The following is a 19,375-nucleotide window of genomic DNA, read 5'->3' as shown; positions in this document are numbered from 1 at the left end:
CCTTTGCTTATGCAAAGGCTTTTTTATTTAATATGTCTTCTTGTTGTTATTTTGTTTTTTCTAATGCTTGCAAGATGTCGTTGATGATATCTTGTTGATCTTCCAGACCCACAGACAGGCGGATACTGCCCGGTTTGATGCCTAAGTTCAGGCGTTCATCTTCCGACAATTTTGAGTGTGTGGTGGAGGCTGGATGCGTTGCGATTGATCTTGAATCTCCTAAATTAGAGGTATATAAAATCATTTCCAAATGATCCACAAAGGCTTTTGCTCGCTCAAAACCACCTTTGACAACAAAGGTTACAATACCGCCACCAGCTTTCATTTGTTTCTTGGCCAGCTCATATTGTGGATGGCTTGGTAAAAATGGATATTTTACATCCTCAATTTCCGCATGATTTTCCAATGCCTCGGCCAAAGCCAATGCGTTAGAACAATGACGGTCCATACGGATGCCCAACGTGTCTAAACTTTTTGATATGATCCAGGCATTGAATGGCGATAATGCGGGGCCTGTATGACGGATAAAGAACATCAATTTATCGATTAGCTCTTGTTTCCCGACAACAATTCCACCCAAAACACGACCCTGTCCATCCATATATTTGGTCGCCGAATGGATAACCAGGTCAAATCCATATTGAATCGGTTTCTGAAGATAAGGTGTGGCAAAGCAGTTGTCGATCGACAGAATGATATGAGGATATTTCTCCTTGAATTTACCCAACCATTCCAAATCAACCAATTCCAGACCAGGGTTAGAAGGTGACTCTAAAAAGATGATTTTCGTATTTGGCTGAATCGCTTTTTCCCATTCTTCCGGATTAGCTGCGTCTACGTAAGTTGTTGTAACACCCCAACGTGGGAAGAGTTCTGTAAATAACTGATGTGTAGAACCGAATATTGCACGTGAAGAAACGATATGGTCTCCACTTTCGATAATTCCTGCAAAGGAGGCAAATACTGCTGCCATACCTGATGCAAAAGACAATCCTGCTTCTGCACCTTCAAGAATACAAACTTTGTTGATGAATTCTGAAGTATTTGGATTGGCATAGCGGGAATAAATCATTGCATCCTCTTCGCCAGCAAAGACCGCCCGACCTTGTTCAGCGCTGTCGAAGATAAAACTTGATGTAAGGTATAAAGGAGTCGAATGTTCGCGAAGTGCTGAACGATCGACCTGTTCACGTATGATTTTAGATTGATCTTGTTTCATGATGTGTAAAGGTACGAGATGAAAATTTTATATTTGTATAATTAGCATCGAAATAACCCATTTTATGAAAAAAAATTGGCTTTTGCCTTGTACTATAATCCTAGTGCTTTGCTTTTCCTGTTCAAAGGAAAAAGAAATGGACTTAGGGAACAAACCGAAAAAAATTGCGATTTTTTATTTAAACTCTTATATAGATAGAGAGCTAATATCTCCATTGAGCGAGATGAAACTGACCTATAAAGGGAATAAACTTACGCGCATTACCGGTGATGTGATGCCATTACCTTTGGCAACAGGTTACAAGCCTTATTTTACCGATGAAATTTATTGGGATGTTAACTTAAGTGGCAATCGAGCAATATTGAAAAAAAAGAGTACCAATGCAATGATGGCTTTTACTGAAACGCATGAATTATTGTATCGGAATAAGTTGATTGTTGAAAGAACAATCGTTCAAAAAGATGTCCCCACTAATTTCTATAGCTATGAATATGAGGGGAACCAGTTGAAAAAAGAATATCGATATGTTGATGGTAAATTATATACCGACAAGACGTTTTATTTTAATCAAAAACAAAATTTGGACAGTATTGTATCTGAATTTTCCTATGTTACCTCCAAGACAGTAGAAATATTTAGTAATTATGATACACAAGAAAATAAGGTGAGAGGACTTACAGTACTTGAAGATCTTATGCCGAGGGCACTGTCCAAAAATAATTATTTGAAAAAAACTACTGTAACGATCTTTGAAAATGGCCAACGAACTGCGCCCAATGAGAAAAAATGGGACGCAAGCCTTTTCAATTAATGAAACATAACACTATTAAACTTTATGCTTTGGGATGAATCAATAGTTGTGAATGTTATCCGAAGTATAACCTGGTGGATAACCTCGACTCCTAAATGAAAAAAGCCGGTATATGTACCGGCCTCTCTTATATCATTAAACTAACTTATTTTTTGACGAATTGCATCACGACGATATCTCCAGAAATAAATGTCAATTCATTATCCCGTACATCAAAGTTTGTCGTAGACTTTAAACCATTCATAAATTCGTTGTAAGCCGCATTCTCACAGTGCATCATGGTTGAAACCAATTTATCACCGATTTTGATCGAATTGCCTTTTTCGCTTTCGTAAGTTCCACCAATACCATTACAGCCGTTGTTACCATCTACTTTGTGGTCTTTTGTATTGAAAGTCAATGTTGGAATTTTGTCCTTAAATAAATCCTTAAGTTGTTTTCCTGCAGTTTCTGGTGTGGTCAGGGATTTAAGTTCCCAGGTGCCTTCCAGAGACGCATTGTCCACTGTGCTTGGTTTTTGAACCGTAGTCGCAGTGTCGCCGCTACCTGTTGCCTCAGCTTTTTTTCCAGTTGTGTTACATGCGATTGTTGAAAACGCCAATGCAACCGCTAAAATCATTAAATTACCTCTCATAATCATTTTTAATAATATTAAACTTTCATTATTTCTTCAGCATCAAAAACCATGAAAACAACCTGAAGGTTCTTTTTGGTCAATAAAGACAGACACTTTTAGAAAAAACGTTCCTTTTTCTGCCCTATACTTATAATTATCATGCCAATCTCAGGTATAGCCCAATGGAGCATCTATTTGAATGCTGTTAACTACTTTATCCTCTATTAATAACTTATGGATGATTTTTGTTTGACCGACAAGCGAAAGAATCTGATTTTTGGGGAAATTAGGGTGAAAAAAGGACAGTTTTGGTTTGATATAGCATATCAATCGAGGTAAAGCATGTTTTTCTTTGGTGTTGAAGATAAAAAATCGCTTATGCCGGTATACGAAAAGTTAAATAACTGGCTGTAAATAGTACCATTGATAAATTGGAATTCTTGTTTTAATCAATCGATTGATTAAAACAAAAAATACGATTTGACCTGGGATTTATCCTATTGGAGCTGAGCATCGGTCGGTTTTGTACGCAAATGTTACATACAGCATTTTGCAAAACTTCTTATCTTAGGGCTTTACAACCTAATTTTCTAGCACATAAATATAGACTATGTTGACAATCTTGTTATCCTCCATTTTACTTTCCAGCGGGCCTGTAGCCAAATCAGATACTTTAAAAGCTTACGGGGCTCTGCCAACCGAGCGTCAATTAAAGTGGCAAGAGATGGAAACGTATTGTTTGATTCATTATACGCCGACAACTTTCCAAAATAAGGAGTGGGGTTATGGTGATGCACAGCCCTCATTGTTTAATCCTTCGGCTTTTGATGCAAATCAAATTGCTAAGGCAGCGGCAGCGGGTGGTTTCAGGGGCTTAATTAGTGTGGCAAAACACCATGATGGATTCTGTTTGTGGCCAACCAAGACAACATCCTATAGTATCGCTTCTTCGCCATGGGAAAATGGAAAAGGTGATATGGTCAAAGATTTTATGCAAGCGACCCATCGAAATGGGATGAAATTTGGTGTATATCTTTCTGCTTGGGATCGTCACGATGAACGTTACGGTACTCCGGCCTATGCTGAAGCCTACAGACAGCAGCTGACTGAATTGATGAGCAATTATGGCCCTTTGTTTACATCCTGGCATGATGGAGCAAATGGTGGTGATGGCTTTTATGGTGGCCATGAAGGAAAGCGTATCATCGATCGAACAACTTACTATGAGTGGCATGAAAAAACCTGGCCAATTGTACGAAAATTACAGCCTGAAGCGGTTATTTTCTCAGATATCGGTCCCGATATGCGTTGGGTGGGTAATGAAAAAGGATTTGCTGCTGAAACTTCATGGGCAACATTTACGCCGATTGGCTTAAACGGAAAAGTCGCTGTACCCGGAGCGACAGAATCACATAATGCCGAAACAGGTGACCGTAATGGTAAATATTGGATACCTGCTGAATGTGACGTGCCACAACGTCCGGGATGGTTTTATCATGAAGAACAAGATAGCCGTGTAAAAACACCAAATCAGCTTTTTGAGATCTATTTAAAATCCGTTGGAAGAGGAGCATGCATGAATCTTGGCTTAGCACCGATGCCTTCTGGTACATTACATGAGAATGATGTGAAGTCGCTGCAGGCTTTTGGGAAAAAAGTGAAGGAAACTTTCCGTACCAATTTAGCCAAAGGAGCGACCATCACGGCATCCAATGTCCGTAACGGTGATTCAAAATCCTATGGTACTTCATTTATTACCGATAACGACCGCTATAGTTATTGGGCAACAGACGATTCCAAAACATCGGCTACATTGGAAATAAAATTAAAATCCCCAGCGAAGTTCGACCTTATTCAGTTGAGAGAAAATATTAAGTTGGGACAACGTATCGATAGTGTTTCGATTGAACGTTGGGAAAATAACAGCTGGAAGCCTTTGGCCAAAGCAACAAGTATCGGCGCAAACCGCCTCATCAAACTCGAGCAACCTCAAACTGCAAGTAAATTACGTCTTCATGTTTATGCTCCTGTAGCGATTACGCTCAGTGATTTTGGATTGTTCAAGGAGTATAACGAGCCTTTTGCATTTAATACCAAAGAGGTGAAAAAGCTGACTGGATTTAAGATTTCGACAGGTAGATCCAATAATAATGCTTATATATCTGACGGAAAAACAAGTACTTATGCCACTGTTGCCGATCAAGGTGTAATCGTTGTCGCTACAGACAAACCTGTTTCTGGTATCGGCTTCCTTCCTCGTCAGGATGGAAAGAACATAGGGACACCAACACATTATAAAATATCAACCAGTACCGACGGAAAAACATGGACCCTTGTTAAAGAGGGCGAGTTTTCCAATATTAAGGCAAATCCAATTTTGCAACAGGTGTTTTTTGATACGAACAGCGCAACCAAGTTTATCAAATTTGAACCAAAACAATTTATCGACGGCAATGAATTGGCCATAGCGGAACTTGAATTGTATGGCAAATAAATTTTTAATGCTTATCGTGGTATGTATATGTCATACCACTTTGCTTTTTGCCCAACAAAATCCACTCGTACTTTGGTATAATAAGCCCGCGAAGGTTTGGGAAGAAACTCTGCCATTGGGAAATGGACTCATCGGCATGATGCCAGATGGAAATCCTAGTCAGGAAAAGATCGTGCTCAACGAGATCAGTATGTGGTCGGGCAGTCCAGAAGATCCCAATAATTATGAAGCCTACAAAAATGTTGAAGCCATTCAGGCACTGCTTAAAGCTGGTAAAAATGATGAAGCCGAAAAACTGGTCAATGAAACTTTTGTGACCAAAGGCAAGGGGTCTGGTTTTGGTAATGGTGCAAAGGTTCCCTATGGCTGTTATCAGCTATTCGGCGACCTTTTACTGGATTATAAATTGCCCACGGGAACGATCGGAGATTACAAGCGTTCCTTGGACTTAGCGACAGCCTCGGCACAAACTTCATTCAAGATTAACGGACAACAGTTCCAACGTCGTTATTATACTTCTTTTGACAATAATGTAGGTGTTATCCAATTAAGTCAACATAATGATGAGGTACAGCAGTTAGGCATATCATTCCAGCGCCAGGAAAATATTGATCGTTATACCTTGTTGGACGATGGGATTCTGATCGAGGGATCTTTGCCTGATGGAAAGGGAGGTAAAAATCTGAAATTCGTTGGATTAATTCAGATTAAAGGTAAAAATCTGCAGATCAGCAAAAAGGATAAAACCTTAGAGCTGTCTGCAAAAGGTGGTCTCACGGTCTATTTCTCAGCAAGTACTTCCTATTATGGGAAGGATCCTTTACCTGTTGTCAAAGCGGCTGTTGCAGCCGCAAAAACTGCTGACGAACAGAAAATATATAAAAACCATCTTGCTGCCTATCAAGAAATCTTTAATCGGGTAAATCTTAATTTGTTTGGAAATAAGGCGAATAACGCTATCCCTACCAATGAACGGATTGCCAATTTCTATAAAAATCCAGTTCAGGACCCTGATCTGGCCACGATTTATTATCAGTATGGAAGGTATTTGAATATTTCAAGTGCTGCTCCTAAAAATACAAATTCTCTGCCGCCAAATCTGCAGGGACTATGGGCTAATCAGATCAATACACCTTGGAATGGTGACTATCATCTCAATATCAATGCACAGATGAATCATTGGGGCGTGGAGGTCAATAACCTGAGCGAATATCATAAGCCTTTTATTGAAATGATAAAGCGGATTGCAAAAACTGGCGAGCAGACAGCAAAGGCTTACTATAACGCACCGGGTTGGGTGGTCTATATGATGACGAATATCTGGGGGTATTCCGCTCCGGGTGAGCAGGCTTCCTGGGGAGCGAGTACGGCATCAGGCTGGCTATGTAACCATCTCTGGGAACATTATCTGTTTACCGGGGATAAAAATTACCTCAAAGAGATTTATCCGATACTCAAAGGAGCGGCAGAGTTCTACGATCATACATTGGTTCAGGACCCTAAAACAGAATGGTGGGTCACTTCACCGTCGGTGTCGCCGGAAAATGCTTTCCGAATGGCCAATGGAAAAGTTGCTGCGGTTGTGATGGGACCTACCATTGATAACCAGATCGTACGTGAGTTATACCAGGCGGTGATCAAAGCTGATTCTATCCTTGCGACGAACGATAGTTTTGCCGGCGCCTTGAAAGCGAAGCTGAGGGATGTCCCTCCGCCTGTAGTCGTTAGCCCATCGGGGCGTGTGATGGAATGGCTCGAGGACTATCAGGAAGTTGAACCTAAACATCGGCATGTATCGCATTTATATGGTCTGTATCCTGCGGCATTTATCTCGCCACAGACGACACCTGAATGGGCTGACGCAGCACGTAAGACTTTAGCTGTACGTGGCGATGAAGGAACCGGCTGGTCTAGAGCCTGGAAAATATTGTTTTGGGCGAGATTACAGGATGGTGATCATGCACTCGAAATTCTAAGGCAGTTGCTTAAACCTGCTTTTACCAATGAAACAACCTATCAGGGAGTCGGGGCAGGTACCTACCCTAATTTGTTCTGTGCGCATCCGCCTTTTCAGATAGACGGAAACTTTGGCGGTGCAGCCGGGATTGCCGAGATGTTGATACAGAGCCACAATGGTTATATCCATCTATTACCTGCTCTGCCTAAAGCCTGGTCAAAGGGTGAAGTTAAGGGACTTAAAACCCGTGGAAACTATACCGTAGACATCAAATGGGAAAATGGAAAGGTTTCCGCCGTGCAGATTAAAGGTAAAAAAGGAAAGCTTCGTCTATTTGAAAACGGAAACTATAAAGATTATGAAGTTCGTTAACTATTTTTGCTTGATTTCTGTGCTGGCCTTGGGTACGACAGCCTGTATCCAAAAGTCCGAATCGGCGAAGACAGCCGCCTTATTGAATAGCTTTAGCTATAAGATAACTGGAAAAACCACTGCCGGGGACGGGACTCAGGTGAGCCTCGTCGATCACGACAATAAACTGCAGCAATTTGTAAAAACACAGGTTGCTAATGGGCAATTTGTTTTGGAAGGCGAACTAGCCATGGCCGGATTTTATGATATTCAGATAAAGGGTATGGAGGCCTATACATTATTTGTCGAAGGCGGGAGTGACTATGATCTGAGTGAAAATCAGGGTAAGTTTACCTTGACAACCTCTTCGCAGAATGCCAAGGATTTCATACAGTTCAATGCGAACTATAAACAGCGTGAAGAGGAGGAAAAAAATAAAACAGCAAATAAAAGCCAACGGGTAAGGCAGCTGGAGAGTCAGTTGCCTTCGATGGCTGCAAGAAATGATGGTTCCTATGAGAAAACAGTGGATGAAATACAGCGCTTAAGCGGTAATGCCGCATTTAATCCACGCACACTATACGCCGATTTTATTCTCGATAGTACCCACCGTTCATCCTTAGTATTGCCTTATTTTTTTAAATACATCTCCTTGGATCAGACGAATTATAAAAAATTCGATGCCGCATTGCTGAGTTTTAATACGGATTTGCAGAAGCATCCTTATTTTAAATTTGCCCGCGAAAAGGTCGATAGGGTGAAAGACTTCTATGAAAATATGCCTGTATTTCCTGCTATTAGCCCCATGAATGTGGAACGGGATAGTTTGAATTTAAAGAATATTTCAAAGGCTAAAATGCTGATTGCCGCGTTTTGGAGAACTTCCAATACAAATAGCAAGGCCGATATGGAGATGTTACGGAAAAAAGAATCTCAATTGAACGCTATGGGGGTAAGGGTTATCTATTTTTCGCTGGATAAGGATCTGGATAAATGGATCAAATCAAGTAAGGAGCTGGCGCTAGGCAAGCAGAGCTACTTTTTGAATTATAATGACCAGGCAACGATGGAAAATGATTTTGGTATAGATCGTACGCCAAGTTATCTATGGATAAATCCGCAGACCTTCCAAATTTTATCCTTGAGTGGTGAGGATCCAGCAATGCCACAGTTTTTAGGAAAGGTAAAGGAATTTCTTGCTAAAAATTAACGATTATTGTCTTAAAAAATCTTACATTTGAATTAACTGTTTAATATTTGTTATTTCAATACATAATGAAAGTCGTTCAATTTACAGTTCCGGTTGTTTACCAAGGATCTATTTGTGTGCAGGAAGACATTCTGCCTTCATTCTATAGCAACTATCACCGACACAAGGAAATCCAACTGACCTACATCCTGAAAGGGCGGGGAACCTTTATGATTGGCAACTTTACACATAGTTTTGAAGAGGACGAGATCTATATCGTTGATGCGGATGAACCGCATATGTTCAAAACGGGGGAAGATATAAGGGATGGCATTCATGCCATCCATATTTTTTTCGACTACGAACATTTTAAACCCTTTCTGGATTTCCCTGAATTCGATGATGTTAAGTATTTCCTGGAACACATCAACGTCAGTAAAAAATTGGATGCAGAGCACTCCGTCGCGTTGAAAGAAAAATTTGTACAGATTAACGTGAGTGCGGGCATAGATCGTCTCCTCTCGTTTGTGAAGCTGATTAATTTTTTAAGTAAAAAAGTGGATCAATGGACTTCGCTGTATACAGGTATTCCACAAAAGAAGTTCTCAGATGCCGAAGGATTGCGAATCAATGAAATATTCCAATATACTTTCCAGCATTTTGGAGACAAGATTTCCTTGGAAGATATAGCTGCGGTAGCACACATGACACCACACGCATTTTGCAAGTATTTTAAGAAACATACCCGGAAAACCTATGTTACCTTCCTCAATGAAATCCGGATTGAACGCGCCTGTAAAATGTTGATTGACGAATCTTCGGAAAGTGTTTCTAATATCGCTTTTAAAACAGGGTTTAACAATGTTGTCAATTTCAATCGGGTGTTCAAGAAAATAACCAAACTTTCGCCGAGTGAATATGTACAGGAACATCGTATGCGCGACTAGGCTGTTTGGCGGATGTTACTATGCCGTTTAATGGAATAGTCTATGGGGATTTCCGAGCTATAGCTGGATCCTCATGCCGTTGATTTTTGGTAGGCTCGCCTCCGCGGAAATCGGAAGAATGGTTTTGTTGACAATATCGGAGAAAGACTCGTCAATAAAATTTAAAAATAGCAGGTGCTAAAATGGTATTTTTGAGTTCTAACGATAACCATTCCGATGAATAAAAATCTATTTATTGCACTCCTAGTTTTATGTATATCTGCGCTGCAGCTCCGGGCCCAATCTTCTCTTTTTAAGATCGATACGCTGCAATACCAAGGAACGGATAAGCATATTGTCAATTTGGTCATTTTGGGGGACGGTTACACCAAAGCACAGCTGGATGACTACGCTGCCGATGCCAAGCAGTTTACCAACTATTTTTTCTCGATCGAACCCTTCAAACAATACAGCAGTTTTTTTAATGTGTTTGCTATTCGTACGGTATCCGAGGAATCTGGTGCAGCGCACGACTGCAAAGCGGGTGACTGTGTACATGGTGAAACCGATCTGAGTAAATATCCCCCCCGTTACAATAAGTTTACACGGGATCATGCTGTTCCGATTGCTCATCCGAACACGATTTTTGGAAGCAGCTTTGACAATGGTGGTTTACATCGTTTGGTTGTACCGCAGAAAAATGATCGTATTGAAGAGGTATTGAAAATGCATACCCCAAATTATACACAGGTCGTTGTGCTGGTCAATTCCCCATTTTATGGTGGTTCAGGAGGAAAATGGGCAACTTCTACTGTTAATTTTAAGAGCAATGACATCGCGGTGCACGAAATTGGACATTCTTTTGCCCAGCTTGCGGATGAGTATTGGGCTGGTAATCAATATGCTATTGAGTCTGTAAACCGCTCGCAATCGGCAGATGCAAAGCAGGTCCCCTGGAAATACTGGCTTGGAAAAGACGGAGTTGGTATTTACTCTTATGGTGGTAAAGGTTCGCCCTCTAACTGGTTTAGACCACATGAATATTGTAAAATGCAATACCTGGTAGCTCCATTTTGTCCCGTTTGTCAAGAGCAATTTGTTGCTTCCATCAAGAAGAAGTCAAGTCCATTTATTCAGGTAAAACCTGCCCTCGATAACCCGATTACCTTAGATAGTGTTCAGAAGTTTTCGCTACGTCTGGCAAAACCTTCTCCGAACACCTTTAAAATGTCCTGGTTGTTGAATGATCAAACAATTGCGACCGACATTGATTCGATTTACCTTGATCCGGGAATGCTAAGCGTTGGAGCGAATACCTTGAAGGTGATGATTCAAGATACGACAAATCTATTACGTAATCCATCCTATGTCAACCATCGAGACTCGGTTGTATGGACATTTAATCAGGTAAAATTGATTGATTTAGCGAAACCATCGACCACATGGGGCGATACATTGGAAACCTGTTATGGTGGTGCTCAGGTGCTTACAGTAAAGCATCCTATTGCCGGACTTGAATATCGCTGGTATGATGCCGCCACAGGATTTTGGGAAGAGACGGGCAATAATATTTTTTTGCAAAATATTGTGGAGTCAAAAGTATACCTCGTCCGTGGTATTTGGGATGACCGGGTTTCCGAGAAAACAAAAGTTTACATTAACATATTGGACAAAATTGATAAGCCAAAGAATATTCAGGTTAAAATCGACAAGAAGAAAAACACAGTACAATTGACGGTAAAAGATAAAGTCGATGCGCGTTATAACTATATCTGGTTGAACGAAGAAGGTAATCCGATCTATGAATGGGACGAATTTAATGGCGAGTATGTACGTCCAACAGGGGTGAACAATGTGCTTAAAATGAAATTAACAACCTCTTCTGGAAAGATATACGTTCAAAAAATAGATAAAGAGACCACTTGTAAAAGTGAGAAAACGATTGTAACTTTTTAGTTATACTGTTGGAGTGAAATGATTTATAAGTTAATTTTAGTCTGCCGGTTAATTAACTTATAAATCATTTATATTTATGAAAAGAAAATCCAAGTCAACTTGGGGAATTCTTTCATGTGTATTCATCCTGGTTTTAGCCGCAATGCCTTCGTGCAAAAAGCATGCAAAACTTCCCGATGAAAACGATGAAACAATTCATGCGGTAAAATTCAAAGTCAAGGATTTTGAAGCGATTGTTACTCCTCTAAAAAAACAATCAACCACGGCAAAACGAGCAGCGCTGAGCGGAGCTGCTTCCGAAAACGAATTGCTGTACCACTGGACGTTTGATAATAGCAACACTGTTCCAGAAGGCGCACTCGATGCCGCTGTTTTGATCGATTACAACAATGGAAAGACAGACTATGATTTTTTGGGCGGTTGGCCCGCAACGGGAAAAGCCATAAGTTTTAAGGGCGGGAAAGAGATCCTAATCAAAATCCCTACCAAAGGTATTCAATCCTTAGGCAGCTGGACGTTTGATGGCAATAGTTCGAGTACAGGACCAAGGGCGCTGCTTTTGAGTTATTCGCTGGATGAGGGGAATAGTTTTTTGGCGCTCTCGGACACAATCAAGTATCCATCGAATGTGTCACTTTCAGCCAAAATCCCTGTGAGTGTATCGTTGGCGAATATTCCTCTTGGTAATAGCAAAGAGCTCTGGCTGAAAATTTCATTATTTGCGGGTAGCAGGGATGGAGGAGCGGGTTACAGTCCAACGACAGGTACCTTTAAGATGGATAACTTAATGGTTTACGGACAAGTCAACCCGGCCGCTTTACCAAGCAAGTTTTACTATCATGTGTTCGATGCAAAATCGAAGGCCATGATCAAATCGGGCGTACTTAATTCGCAGGAAACTTTCGATGTTGAATTGCCGAATGGAACCTATTATCTGAGCCTGATTGCTAAAAATTCAATATTGCCGCTGATTATGGCAGAGGCTGTGGATTTTGAACACTTTTATGCTAGGAATGCTTTTTCTGAACAATCTGCGGAGTTGTTTGCAGGTCGGGATACCTTTGAGGTTAACGGGGCGCTAGAGCGGGTACTGAAGTTAAACCGGATCTACAGTGAGGTCAAGTTGACCTTTACAGACAGCGAAGATCTGAGCGCAATTGATAGTATTCAGGTGGAGCAACTTCATCCTGTATTTCATTATTATCCTTTTATGACGCGAAGTAGCGATCAGTTCGATAAAAGTGTGTTGACTGTTGTCCCACATTTTACGGTAGCTGATCAAAGTTTTTCGTTTAACCAATTTATGGGCTATTATCTTGATAACAAGGTTATTCGGTATCAGTTTCGAGTTTTCAAAGACGGCCAATTACTGCGTACATTTGAACTGGGAAGCGAAATCCGAAATAATGTTCAAATACAGTTTAAGGGCAAATTGCTGGAGACTGCCAATGGGAATTTGGGCTTTCAGGTCGTGAAGAACGAACATTGGGACGATCATATTGTGATAGAATACTAGCACAGTTATTGTACTTAGCATCTAGCCGCCCTACATCTATTAAAACAAAAAGGTGTCCAGCAATGGACACCTTTTCTGTGATAGCGGATTGGCTATATCAATTTTTTTAGCAAGGTATTCCAACCAGCCAAGTCATTCAATATTTTTTCAAGATCGGCAATGGCAACACGTTCCTGTGCCATCGTATCGCGGTGACGGATGGTAACGGTGTTGTCTTCCAGTGAATCGTAATCGACTGTAATACAGATTGGTGTTCCGATTGCGTCTTGACGACGGTAACGTTTTCCAATGGCATCTTTTTCGTCATATTGAACGTTGTAATCCAATTTTAACGTATTTAGGATCTCACGTGCTTTTTCTGGTAAACCATCTTTTTTGGTCAATGGTAAAATTGCAGCTTTTACCGGTGCCAATGCTGGTGGAAATTTCAATACAACACGAGAATCTTGTTTTTCTGCAGTAGAAAGATCTTCCGTTACCAAAGAGTTGCATAATACTGTTAAGAAAAGGCGATCCAATCCAATTGAAGTTTCAATTACATATGGAATGTAGTTTTGATTGATTTCAGGATCAAAATATTGCATTTTCTTTTTAGAAAATTCCTGATGTTGTTTCAAGTCAAAATCTGTACGCGAGTGGATACCTTCAACTTCTTTGAATCCGAATGGGAAGTTGAATTCAATATCAACTGCAGCATTTGCGTAATGCGCTAATTTATCGTGATCGTGGTAACGGTAGTTTGATGGATCGAAGCCCAAGGCCAAGTGCCATTTCAAGCGTGTCTCTTTCCATTTGTTATACCATTCCAATTCAGTACCCGGGCGGCAGAAAAATTGCATTTCCATTTGCTCGAATTCACGCATACGCATGATAAACTGACGTGCAATTACTTCGTTACGGAAAGCTTTACCAATTTGTGCAATACCAAACGGAATTTTCATACGTCCTGTCTTTTGAACGTTCAGGAAGTTGACGAAAATACCTTGTGCAGTTTCAGGGCGAAGATAAACTTGATCTGCTCCATCTGCCATAGCACCCATCTGAGTTGCAAACATCAAATTAAATTGACGTACTTCAGTCCAATTTTTGGTGCCTGAAACCGGACATACGATATTATGTTCTTCAATGATGGTTTTTAGTCCAGCTAAATCGTCGGCATTCAATGCGGTATTCAAAGCGTCTAATAATGCAGCAGCTTCAGCTGTCTTACCATCTGCCTCATAACGTGCAATCTTATCTTCGATCAATTGATCAGCACGGTAGCGTTTTTTTGAATCCTTATTGTCGATCATCGGGTCGTTAAAGCCATCAACGTGACCAGAGGCTTTCCATGTCGTAGGGTGCATGAAAATTGCGGCATCAATACCAACAATGTTTTCGTGCAATTGCACCATGGATTTCCACCAATAAGTCTTTAGGTTGTTTTTTAATTCCGAACCTAATTGACCGTAATCGTAGACGGCACTTAATCCGTCATATATTTCGCTCGATTGAAATACAAAACCGTATTCCTTCGCGTGTGATACTACACTTTTGAAAAAGTCGTCTGTCTGTTTGCTCATAAGTGGCAAATATAGATATTAGTTTTAGATTTTAGATATAAGATTCTTGATAAGAGGTATTCTTTAAATGCCTAAATCACGGATCTGCTGGGACGCATTTTTGTTATCTACTTTTTTGATGATATGCTGGATAATGCCATCTGCATCAATCACAAAAGTGGTGCGTGCTGTGCCCATATACTTTTTGCCATACATGTTCTTTTCGACCCATACACCATAAGCCTCTACAAGGCTCTTGTCTTCATCTACAAGCAGCTGAAAAGGAAGCTCATGTTTGCTGATGAATTTTTGGTGCGATGCCTCGCCATCCACACTTACGCCTATGATTTCAAAACCATCTTTTTTCAAAGACTGATAATTGTCTCTGAAATTGCAGGCCTCCGTGGTGCAGCCTGGGGTATTGTCTTTTGGATAAAAATATAAAATAACTTTTTTTCCTTTAAAATCTGAAAGATGGACTGTTTCACCATTTTGATTTTTTGCACTAAAATCCGGTGCTTTTTGTCCTATTTCTAGTGTTGCCATATTACATTGTATTTAGTCGATTAAGATACGATTAATCTCTTGAACCCCCTGATTTATTGCCAAAAATTAGAGGACTACCTTATAAAAGAAGCTTCGTATGTCTTTAAATTCCCTTTGTTGTCTTTCACTTCGAGTTTAAACGCATGTCGGCCACTGCTTAAGTCGGGTTCGAAGTCGTGCCAGATATGTCTCGTTTTAGGGTCATATTTCATCAAGGCCCATTTTCCATCAATATAAGCGTCAAAAGTATCTATTCCAGAGAGATTGTCGCTGATTGTAAAGTCAATGGATTGCTGTCCACTCACATTCTTTCCGTCGGTCAGGTTACGTGCCACAATATTCGGTGCAATGGTGTCAACAGCAACATAAAAACCGCCAAACTCGCGTACATTGGCCACGACCCAACCGTTCTCATATTTACCTCCCTGTGCTCCGCCGTCGGAAGAAACAATCAAAGCCTTGTCATAAAGATTTTCAGACAAGCTGTAGTCTGGTTTGATCATGAGTTTGTAATATCCAAAGACTGGTGTATAAGCGTTGTGGATATAGTGCATTGCAGAGTAGCCTTTTGCAGGTTTTGCTCCCTGCGAATAATTGAAGTAAAGGTCGTCATACAATATATTTTTGCTCATATAAACCCGGGCATTCTCCGCTTCATATTTGTTCTCGTCAGCATAGTGGAACATTTTGAGGCCTGTAGCACCTGTACGGCTGATGGAAAGTGAAGGGTTATTCTGCACCTTAAAATTCAATTCGCTCGTATTCCCTTGAACATCCTTGACAACATATTTGACATCATGGACCTCATTGTCTTTCAATTCGATTTTCCCCAGGTTATCCAGGTGTTTATAGATGTTGATCGGATTGTTTGGGTCTTTAAAACTTTTTTGAACGCGTACACCGGATTTTTTTAAGTAAGGGTAGTCTACGTAAGACTGGATCGCACGGGTCTGATCAAAAGGGATTGATTCAAACAGCACCGTACTGATGTTTTTGTTGTCCAAGAAAAGTTCGATCGAGTAGACACCATACGTAAATGAGATACCACTGCGTTTATCAACCGTATTAATGCCTAGCCCAAAGGTGCCATTCACAGAGATGGGGGCGTTTGTTGCTAAACTATAATTGCCACTACCAACGGATTTGATCGTTTGATGTCTGCGGGGCGTATTTTCATCAAACAGTTCGGAGCCTAAATCATAGACCGTCATGCCGCGGATGATCGGTTTTACACCATCCGGAAAGAGTAGTCCGAACAATTGTGGATTGAGTGGCAGTTGGGCTTTTGTATCACGGATTTCAAAATGAAGATGCGGACCTGCAGACCCGCCTGTATTGCCCGAATTAGCAATAAACTCACCTTTTTTCACCGGGACCTGATTTGGTTTGAGGAATACATCGACATCAAAACGTTTCTGCTTGTACTGCTCATCTTTGATGATTTTAGCAAGATCCGAATTGAAACTCTCTAGGTGCATGTATACCGAGGTGTAACCATTGGGGTGATCAATATAAACATAATTACCACCACCACCTATCTGTACCCTGACACGGGATACAAAACCTTCCGCCGCTGCATGCACAGGAATATTAATGCGTTGTTGTGTCCGGTAATCGTCTCCGCCATGGAAATGCGTTGCGCGCAATTCGCCGAACGATCCTGAAGCCTGAGGCGCAATGTCCATGGGCCGTACAAAATAGTTTTGTGGATAATTGCGGCTTTTGATAATATCTTGCCCTTGGCTTAGGCCTGCCATACAAGTGAGGAGGGCCAGTAATGCTATTCTTTTTTTTGTCATAAGATGTCCCAGCTTATTTAATTTTACAGCTAAACATCTTCTGTTCGCCGATGAAACCTTCCAATAAATCGCCGATGGCTACCGAACCGACACCCACAGGCGTACCCGTGTAAATAAGGTCCCCTTTGCGGAGGGTAATAAATTTGGAAGTATACACAATCAGATCTTCGTAGGAGAAAATCATGTCCTTGGTATTTCCCTGCTGAACTGTTTGCCCATTTTGCTGCAGGGAGAAATCAATCGAATTCACATCCACAAGCTCCTCTTTAGGAATCAAGTTGCTGATTACTGCAGAATGGTCAAATGCTTTTGCCAATTCCCAGGGAAGGCTTTTTGCTTTTAGTTCTTGCTGCACATCCCTTGCGGTGAAGTCAATTCCCAGGCCGATTGCATCGAAGTATGTTGATGCAAATTTTGGTGTCACATGTTTTCCTTCTTTACAGACCCGGAGGACAACTTCGGTTTCGAACTGAATATTTTTGGAGAATTCCGGGTAATAGAAATCTTTGTTATCCTTTAATACCGCAGTATCAGGTTTTAAAAATATAATGGGATTCTCTGGGACTGGATTATTGAGCTCTTTCGCGTGGTCGATGTAATTGCGACCGATTGCAATTATTTTCATTATATAAATTTTTAAGGCAATGAAGCTTTCAGATTTCTTGCGAACTCATGAGCTCGGTTTTCATCGCGTGTACATTTGAGGCGGTATTAGAAAGTACTATATGCTATTTGTGAATTACCTACACTTGGCCGGAATGCGCTATGCTAACAAACGTAATGGCTATCTTCTAAAAGCTTGTCGTGCATTCATACTCGGTATACATTAGTTTTCGTTTACCACAACAAACTTAATAAATGTCCAAAGCTTATCCAAAAATGAAGGAAAACAACTGCTTTTGTACGTACTATCAAAGTAACTATTTACATAGGGTTTAGTTAGGGTTAGCTTAGGGTTTAGTTAGGGTTTGTTTAGGTATAACCTAATTAAACCCTAACTTAAACCTAGCTAAATTCTAATTTATTGCTAAACTAAATCAAACATTGATAACTATTATTTGTTAGGGTGTAAAATAGATCCCGCAATTACAATAAAAAGGTTAGAAAATGGCAATATTAGAAGATGGTCCAAATGGTGGTTTTCGAGGTAAAGTAGGTTCAGTATATGGCTACAATCTCAATGGAAAATGTGTTATACGGGGGGCGAGGAAGAAAAGTACGAAACCACCAACTGCCGCGCAATTGGCACATCGTCAGAAAATAAAATTGGTAAGTAAGTTTTGTGGCTGGATAAAGCCTATTGTCAACTTTGGGTATCAATTTGAAGAAACTAAAAACTCCGGGCGGGGGAAATTTCAACTTGCACAGCAGCATATTTTCAAAAATGCGCTTGATGTGGATGTCGAAAATAAACCTGTTATTAATATGGAAAAAGTGCAGGTATTTGTCGGAGAGCTCGTCTCACCCGAAGGTGTTCAGGCTCGTTGGGAAGATGATCTGTTGAAATTATCGTGGATACCGAATCCGAAATACGGGGATAGCATGTTTAAATTAAATTTGGCCTTAGTCAGTTTAGATCGGGAGGGCGACCTCAAAATGGCCATCGCGGATGCGGCGCAGGGGGAATGTACGGTTGACATCGCGGCATTTAGAAAGGATAAATTTGATTATCATGTCTACATCGGTTTTTGGGATACCTATCATGGTGCATTCTCAAATTCTACCTATTGTGGCGTCATTTAATAGGATTTTTCCACCTACTTGTGTATCTTTAACACTATGAATAAAATACTGGCGGTATTGTTCGATCTGGACGGTACGTTAATTGATTCGGAATATTTCTATTTCAAAAACTGGGCACCTATATTAAAACAGGAATTTAACCTTCAGATCAACTATGAAGATTGGATTCGCGATTTTGCTGGACATACTTTAGCACATAATGTCAAGCGTCTTACCGAGGACTATGGCTACGAAGTGACGGAAGAACATATGTGGAAGCGTACACGTGCGGCTTATGCCGATTCTAACATGAGCGATATTGAATTGATGCCTGGAGCACGAGAAATTTTAGCTTTTTTGAAAGCAGAAGATATCCGTATTGGGCTTGTGACCTCGAGTTATAGAAGCACAGTCGATACTGTTTTGGGCAAGCACGAGCTTTTGGATTATTTTGAGTTTTTTGTCACGCGTGAGTGTGTGGAGCTGCCAAAACCCAATCCGGAACCTTATCGTTTGGCATTGACACATCTGGGTCTACCAGCCGACCGCTGTGTGGCTATTGAGGATACGTCAACAGGAAGTACATCGGCATTGGGAGCAGGCACGCAGTTGATTGCAGTTACGAAGCAAGAGGTAGAACGTGCTAGACTAACAGCTGTTGATAACATTGTGGAAAACTTATCTGAGGCGAAAGCCCTGTTGGCGCAATGGATTTGAGGGTTGTAAAATAAT

At 40.7% G+C, this 19,375-nt stretch carries 15 protein-coding genes; 9 read left to right on the top strand and 6 right to left on the bottom strand.

Annotated elements, in window-relative coordinates:
- Window positions 1–46 precede the first annotated feature (46 nt).
- On the bottom strand, window positions 47–1,219 hold the full coding sequence (locus tag K2F45_RS25225) for a trans-sulfuration enzyme family protein (protein ID WP_075994398.1): 1,173 nt from the start codon (window positions 1,217–1,219) through the stop codon (window positions 47–49).
- Window positions 1,220–1,442: 223 nt separating this feature from the next.
- Here K2F45_RS25225 and K2F45_RS25220 point away from each other — a divergent pair, with 223 nt between their 5' ends.
- Entirely contained in the window at window positions 1,443–2,030 is a 588-nt protein-coding gene (locus K2F45_RS25220; RefSeq protein ID WP_248932638.1) for a hypothetical protein, read from the top strand.
- A gap of 145 nt (window positions 2,031–2,175) precedes the next feature.
- Here the strand turns inward: K2F45_RS25220 and K2F45_RS25215 are convergent, their stop codons facing one another.
- Window positions 2,176–2,664 (bottom strand): META domain-containing protein, encoded by a 489-nt coding sequence (locus K2F45_RS25215; protein WP_075994997.1) that lies wholly within the window; start codon window positions 2,662–2,664, stop codon window positions 2,176–2,178.
- Window positions 2,665–3,256: 592 nt separating this feature from the next.
- Between K2F45_RS25215 and K2F45_RS25210 the strand changes: the two genes are divergently transcribed.
- The 6 genes from K2F45_RS25210 (at window position 3,257) to K2F45_RS25185 (ending at window position 13,035) form a co-directional block, all read left to right on the top strand.
- Complete coding sequence (locus tag K2F45_RS25210) at window positions 3,257–5,140, top strand: alpha-L-fucosidase (protein ID WP_248932637.1); 1,884 nt, start codon at window positions 3,257–3,259, stop codon at window positions 5,138–5,140.
- Window positions 5,130–7,469, top strand: coding sequence for a glycoside hydrolase family 95 protein (locus K2F45_RS25205; RefSeq protein ID WP_248932636.1), 2,340 nt, complete (start codon window positions 5,130–5,132; stop codon window positions 7,467–7,469). Before K2F45_RS25210 ends, K2F45_RS25205 begins: the two co-directional genes overlap by 11 nt.
- Window positions 7,456–8,658 (top strand): DUF4369 domain-containing protein, encoded by a 1,203-nt coding sequence (locus K2F45_RS25200; protein WP_248932635.1) that lies wholly within the window; start codon window positions 7,456–7,458, stop codon window positions 8,656–8,658. Before K2F45_RS25205 ends, K2F45_RS25200 begins: the two co-directional genes overlap by 14 nt.
- Window positions 8,659–8,723: 65 nt before the next feature.
- Window positions 8,724–9,584, top strand: coding sequence for a helix-turn-helix domain-containing protein (locus tag K2F45_RS25195; protein ID WP_070570223.1), 861 nt, complete (start codon window positions 8,724–8,726; stop codon window positions 9,582–9,584).
- Between the two features lie 216 nt (window positions 9,585–9,800).
- Complete coding sequence (locus tag K2F45_RS25190) at window positions 9,801–11,519, top strand: M64 family metallopeptidase (RefSeq protein WP_248932634.1); 1,719 nt, start codon at window positions 9,801–9,803, stop codon at window positions 11,517–11,519.
- A gap of 76 nt (window positions 11,520–11,595) precedes the next feature.
- Window positions 11,596–13,035: a hypothetical protein gene (locus tag K2F45_RS25185; protein WP_248932633.1), complete on the top strand. Its 1,440-nt coding sequence runs from the start codon at window positions 11,596–11,598 to the stop codon at window positions 13,033–13,035.
- A gap of 92 nt (window positions 13,036–13,127) precedes the next feature.
- Here K2F45_RS25185 and K2F45_RS25180 read toward each other — a convergent pair whose 3' ends face one another.
- The 4 genes from K2F45_RS25180 to K2F45_RS25165 form a co-directional block, all read right to left on the bottom strand.
- Window positions 13,128–14,597, bottom strand: a complete 1,470-nt coding sequence (locus K2F45_RS25180; protein WP_075994392.1) for a glycine--tRNA ligase — start codon at window positions 14,595–14,597, stop codon at window positions 13,128–13,130.
- Between the two features lie 63 nt (window positions 14,598–14,660).
- Entirely contained in the window at window positions 14,661–15,122 is a 462-nt protein-coding gene (gene bcp, locus K2F45_RS25175; protein WP_075994391.1) for a thioredoxin-dependent thiol peroxidase, read from the bottom strand.
- Window positions 15,123–15,196: 74 nt separating this feature from the next.
- The gene (locus tag K2F45_RS25170) at window positions 15,197–16,921 is read right to left on the bottom strand and encodes a M23 family metallopeptidase (protein ID WP_248932632.1); all 1,725 of its coding nucleotides are present in this window, start codon (window positions 16,919–16,921) and stop codon (window positions 15,197–15,199) included.
- 13 nt (window positions 16,922–16,934) lie between these two features.
- The gene (locus K2F45_RS25165; RefSeq protein ID WP_075994389.1) at window positions 16,935–17,546 is read right to left on the bottom strand and encodes a fumarylacetoacetate hydrolase family protein; all 612 of its coding nucleotides are present in this window, start codon (window positions 17,544–17,546) and stop codon (window positions 16,935–16,937) included.
- 482 nt (window positions 17,547–18,028) lie between these two features.
- Here K2F45_RS25165 and K2F45_RS25160 point away from each other — a divergent pair, with 482 nt between their 5' ends.
- Together K2F45_RS25160 and K2F45_RS25155 are read left to right on the top strand one after the other, a co-directional pair.
- Window positions 18,029–18,664: a DUF6266 family protein gene (locus K2F45_RS25160; RefSeq protein WP_248932631.1), complete on the top strand. Its 636-nt coding sequence runs from the start codon at window positions 18,029–18,031 to the stop codon at window positions 18,662–18,664.
- Between the two features lie 36 nt (window positions 18,665–18,700).
- Window positions 18,701–19,360 (top strand): HAD family hydrolase, encoded by a 660-nt coding sequence (locus K2F45_RS25155; protein WP_248932630.1) that lies wholly within the window; start codon window positions 18,701–18,703, stop codon window positions 19,358–19,360.
- Window positions 19,361–19,375: the final 15 nt, after the last annotated feature.

It is taken from the genome of Sphingobacterium siyangense (genome assembly GCF_023277505.1).
Taxonomy (GTDB): domain Bacteria; phylum Bacteroidota; class Bacteroidia; order Sphingobacteriales; family Sphingobacteriaceae; genus Sphingobacterium; species Sphingobacterium siyangense.
This window is presented reverse-complemented; position numbering and strand designations above follow the sequence as displayed.

Excerpts from the sequence above, each read along its gene's own strand:
- K2F45_RS25225 (WP_075994398.1), bottom strand. The coding sequence starts at position 1,219 with ATGAAACAAGATCAATCTAAAATCATACGTGAACAGGTCGATCGTTCA.
- K2F45_RS25220 (WP_248932638.1), top strand. The coding sequence starts at position 1,443 with ATGAAACTGACCTATAAAGGGAATAAACTTACGCGCATTACCGGTGAT.
- K2F45_RS25215 (WP_075994997.1), bottom strand. The coding sequence starts at position 2,664 with ATGAGAGGTAATTTAATGATTTTAGCGGTTGCATTGGCGTTTTCAACA.
- K2F45_RS25210 (WP_248932637.1), top strand. The coding sequence starts at position 3,257 with ATGTTGACAATCTTGTTATCCTCCATTTTACTTTCCAGCGGGCCTGTA.
- K2F45_RS25205 (WP_248932636.1), top strand. The coding sequence starts at position 5,130 with ATGGCAAATAAATTTTTAATGCTTATCGTGGTATGTATATGTCATACC.
- K2F45_RS25200 (WP_248932635.1), top strand. The coding sequence starts at position 7,456 with ATGAAGTTCGTTAACTATTTTTGCTTGATTTCTGTGCTGGCCTTGGGT.
- K2F45_RS25195 (WP_070570223.1), top strand. The coding sequence starts at position 8,724 with ATGAAAGTCGTTCAATTTACAGTTCCGGTTGTTTACCAAGGATCTATT.
- K2F45_RS25190 (WP_248932634.1), top strand. The coding sequence starts at position 9,801 with ATGAATAAAAATCTATTTATTGCACTCCTAGTTTTATGTATATCTGCG.
- K2F45_RS25185 (WP_248932633.1), top strand. The coding sequence starts at position 11,596 with ATGAAAAGAAAATCCAAGTCAACTTGGGGAATTCTTTCATGTGTATTC.
- K2F45_RS25180 (WP_075994392.1), bottom strand. The coding sequence starts at position 14,597 with ATGAGCAAACAGACAGACGACTTTTTCAAAAGTGTAGTATCACACGCG.
- bcp (WP_075994391.1), bottom strand. The coding sequence starts at position 15,122 with ATGGCAACACTAGAAATAGGACAAAAAGCACCGGATTTTAGTGCAAAA.
- K2F45_RS25170 (WP_248932632.1), bottom strand. The coding sequence starts at position 16,921 with ATGACAAAAAAAAGAATAGCATTACTGGCCCTCCTCACTTGTATGGCA.
- K2F45_RS25165 (WP_075994389.1), bottom strand. The coding sequence starts at position 17,546 with ATGAAAATAATTGCAATCGGTCGCAATTACATCGACCACGCGAAAGAG.
- K2F45_RS25160 (WP_248932631.1), top strand. The coding sequence starts at position 18,029 with ATGGCAATATTAGAAGATGGTCCAAATGGTGGTTTTCGAGGTAAAGTA.
- K2F45_RS25155 (WP_248932630.1), top strand. The coding sequence starts at position 18,701 with ATGAATAAAATACTGGCGGTATTGTTCGATCTGGACGGTACGTTAATT.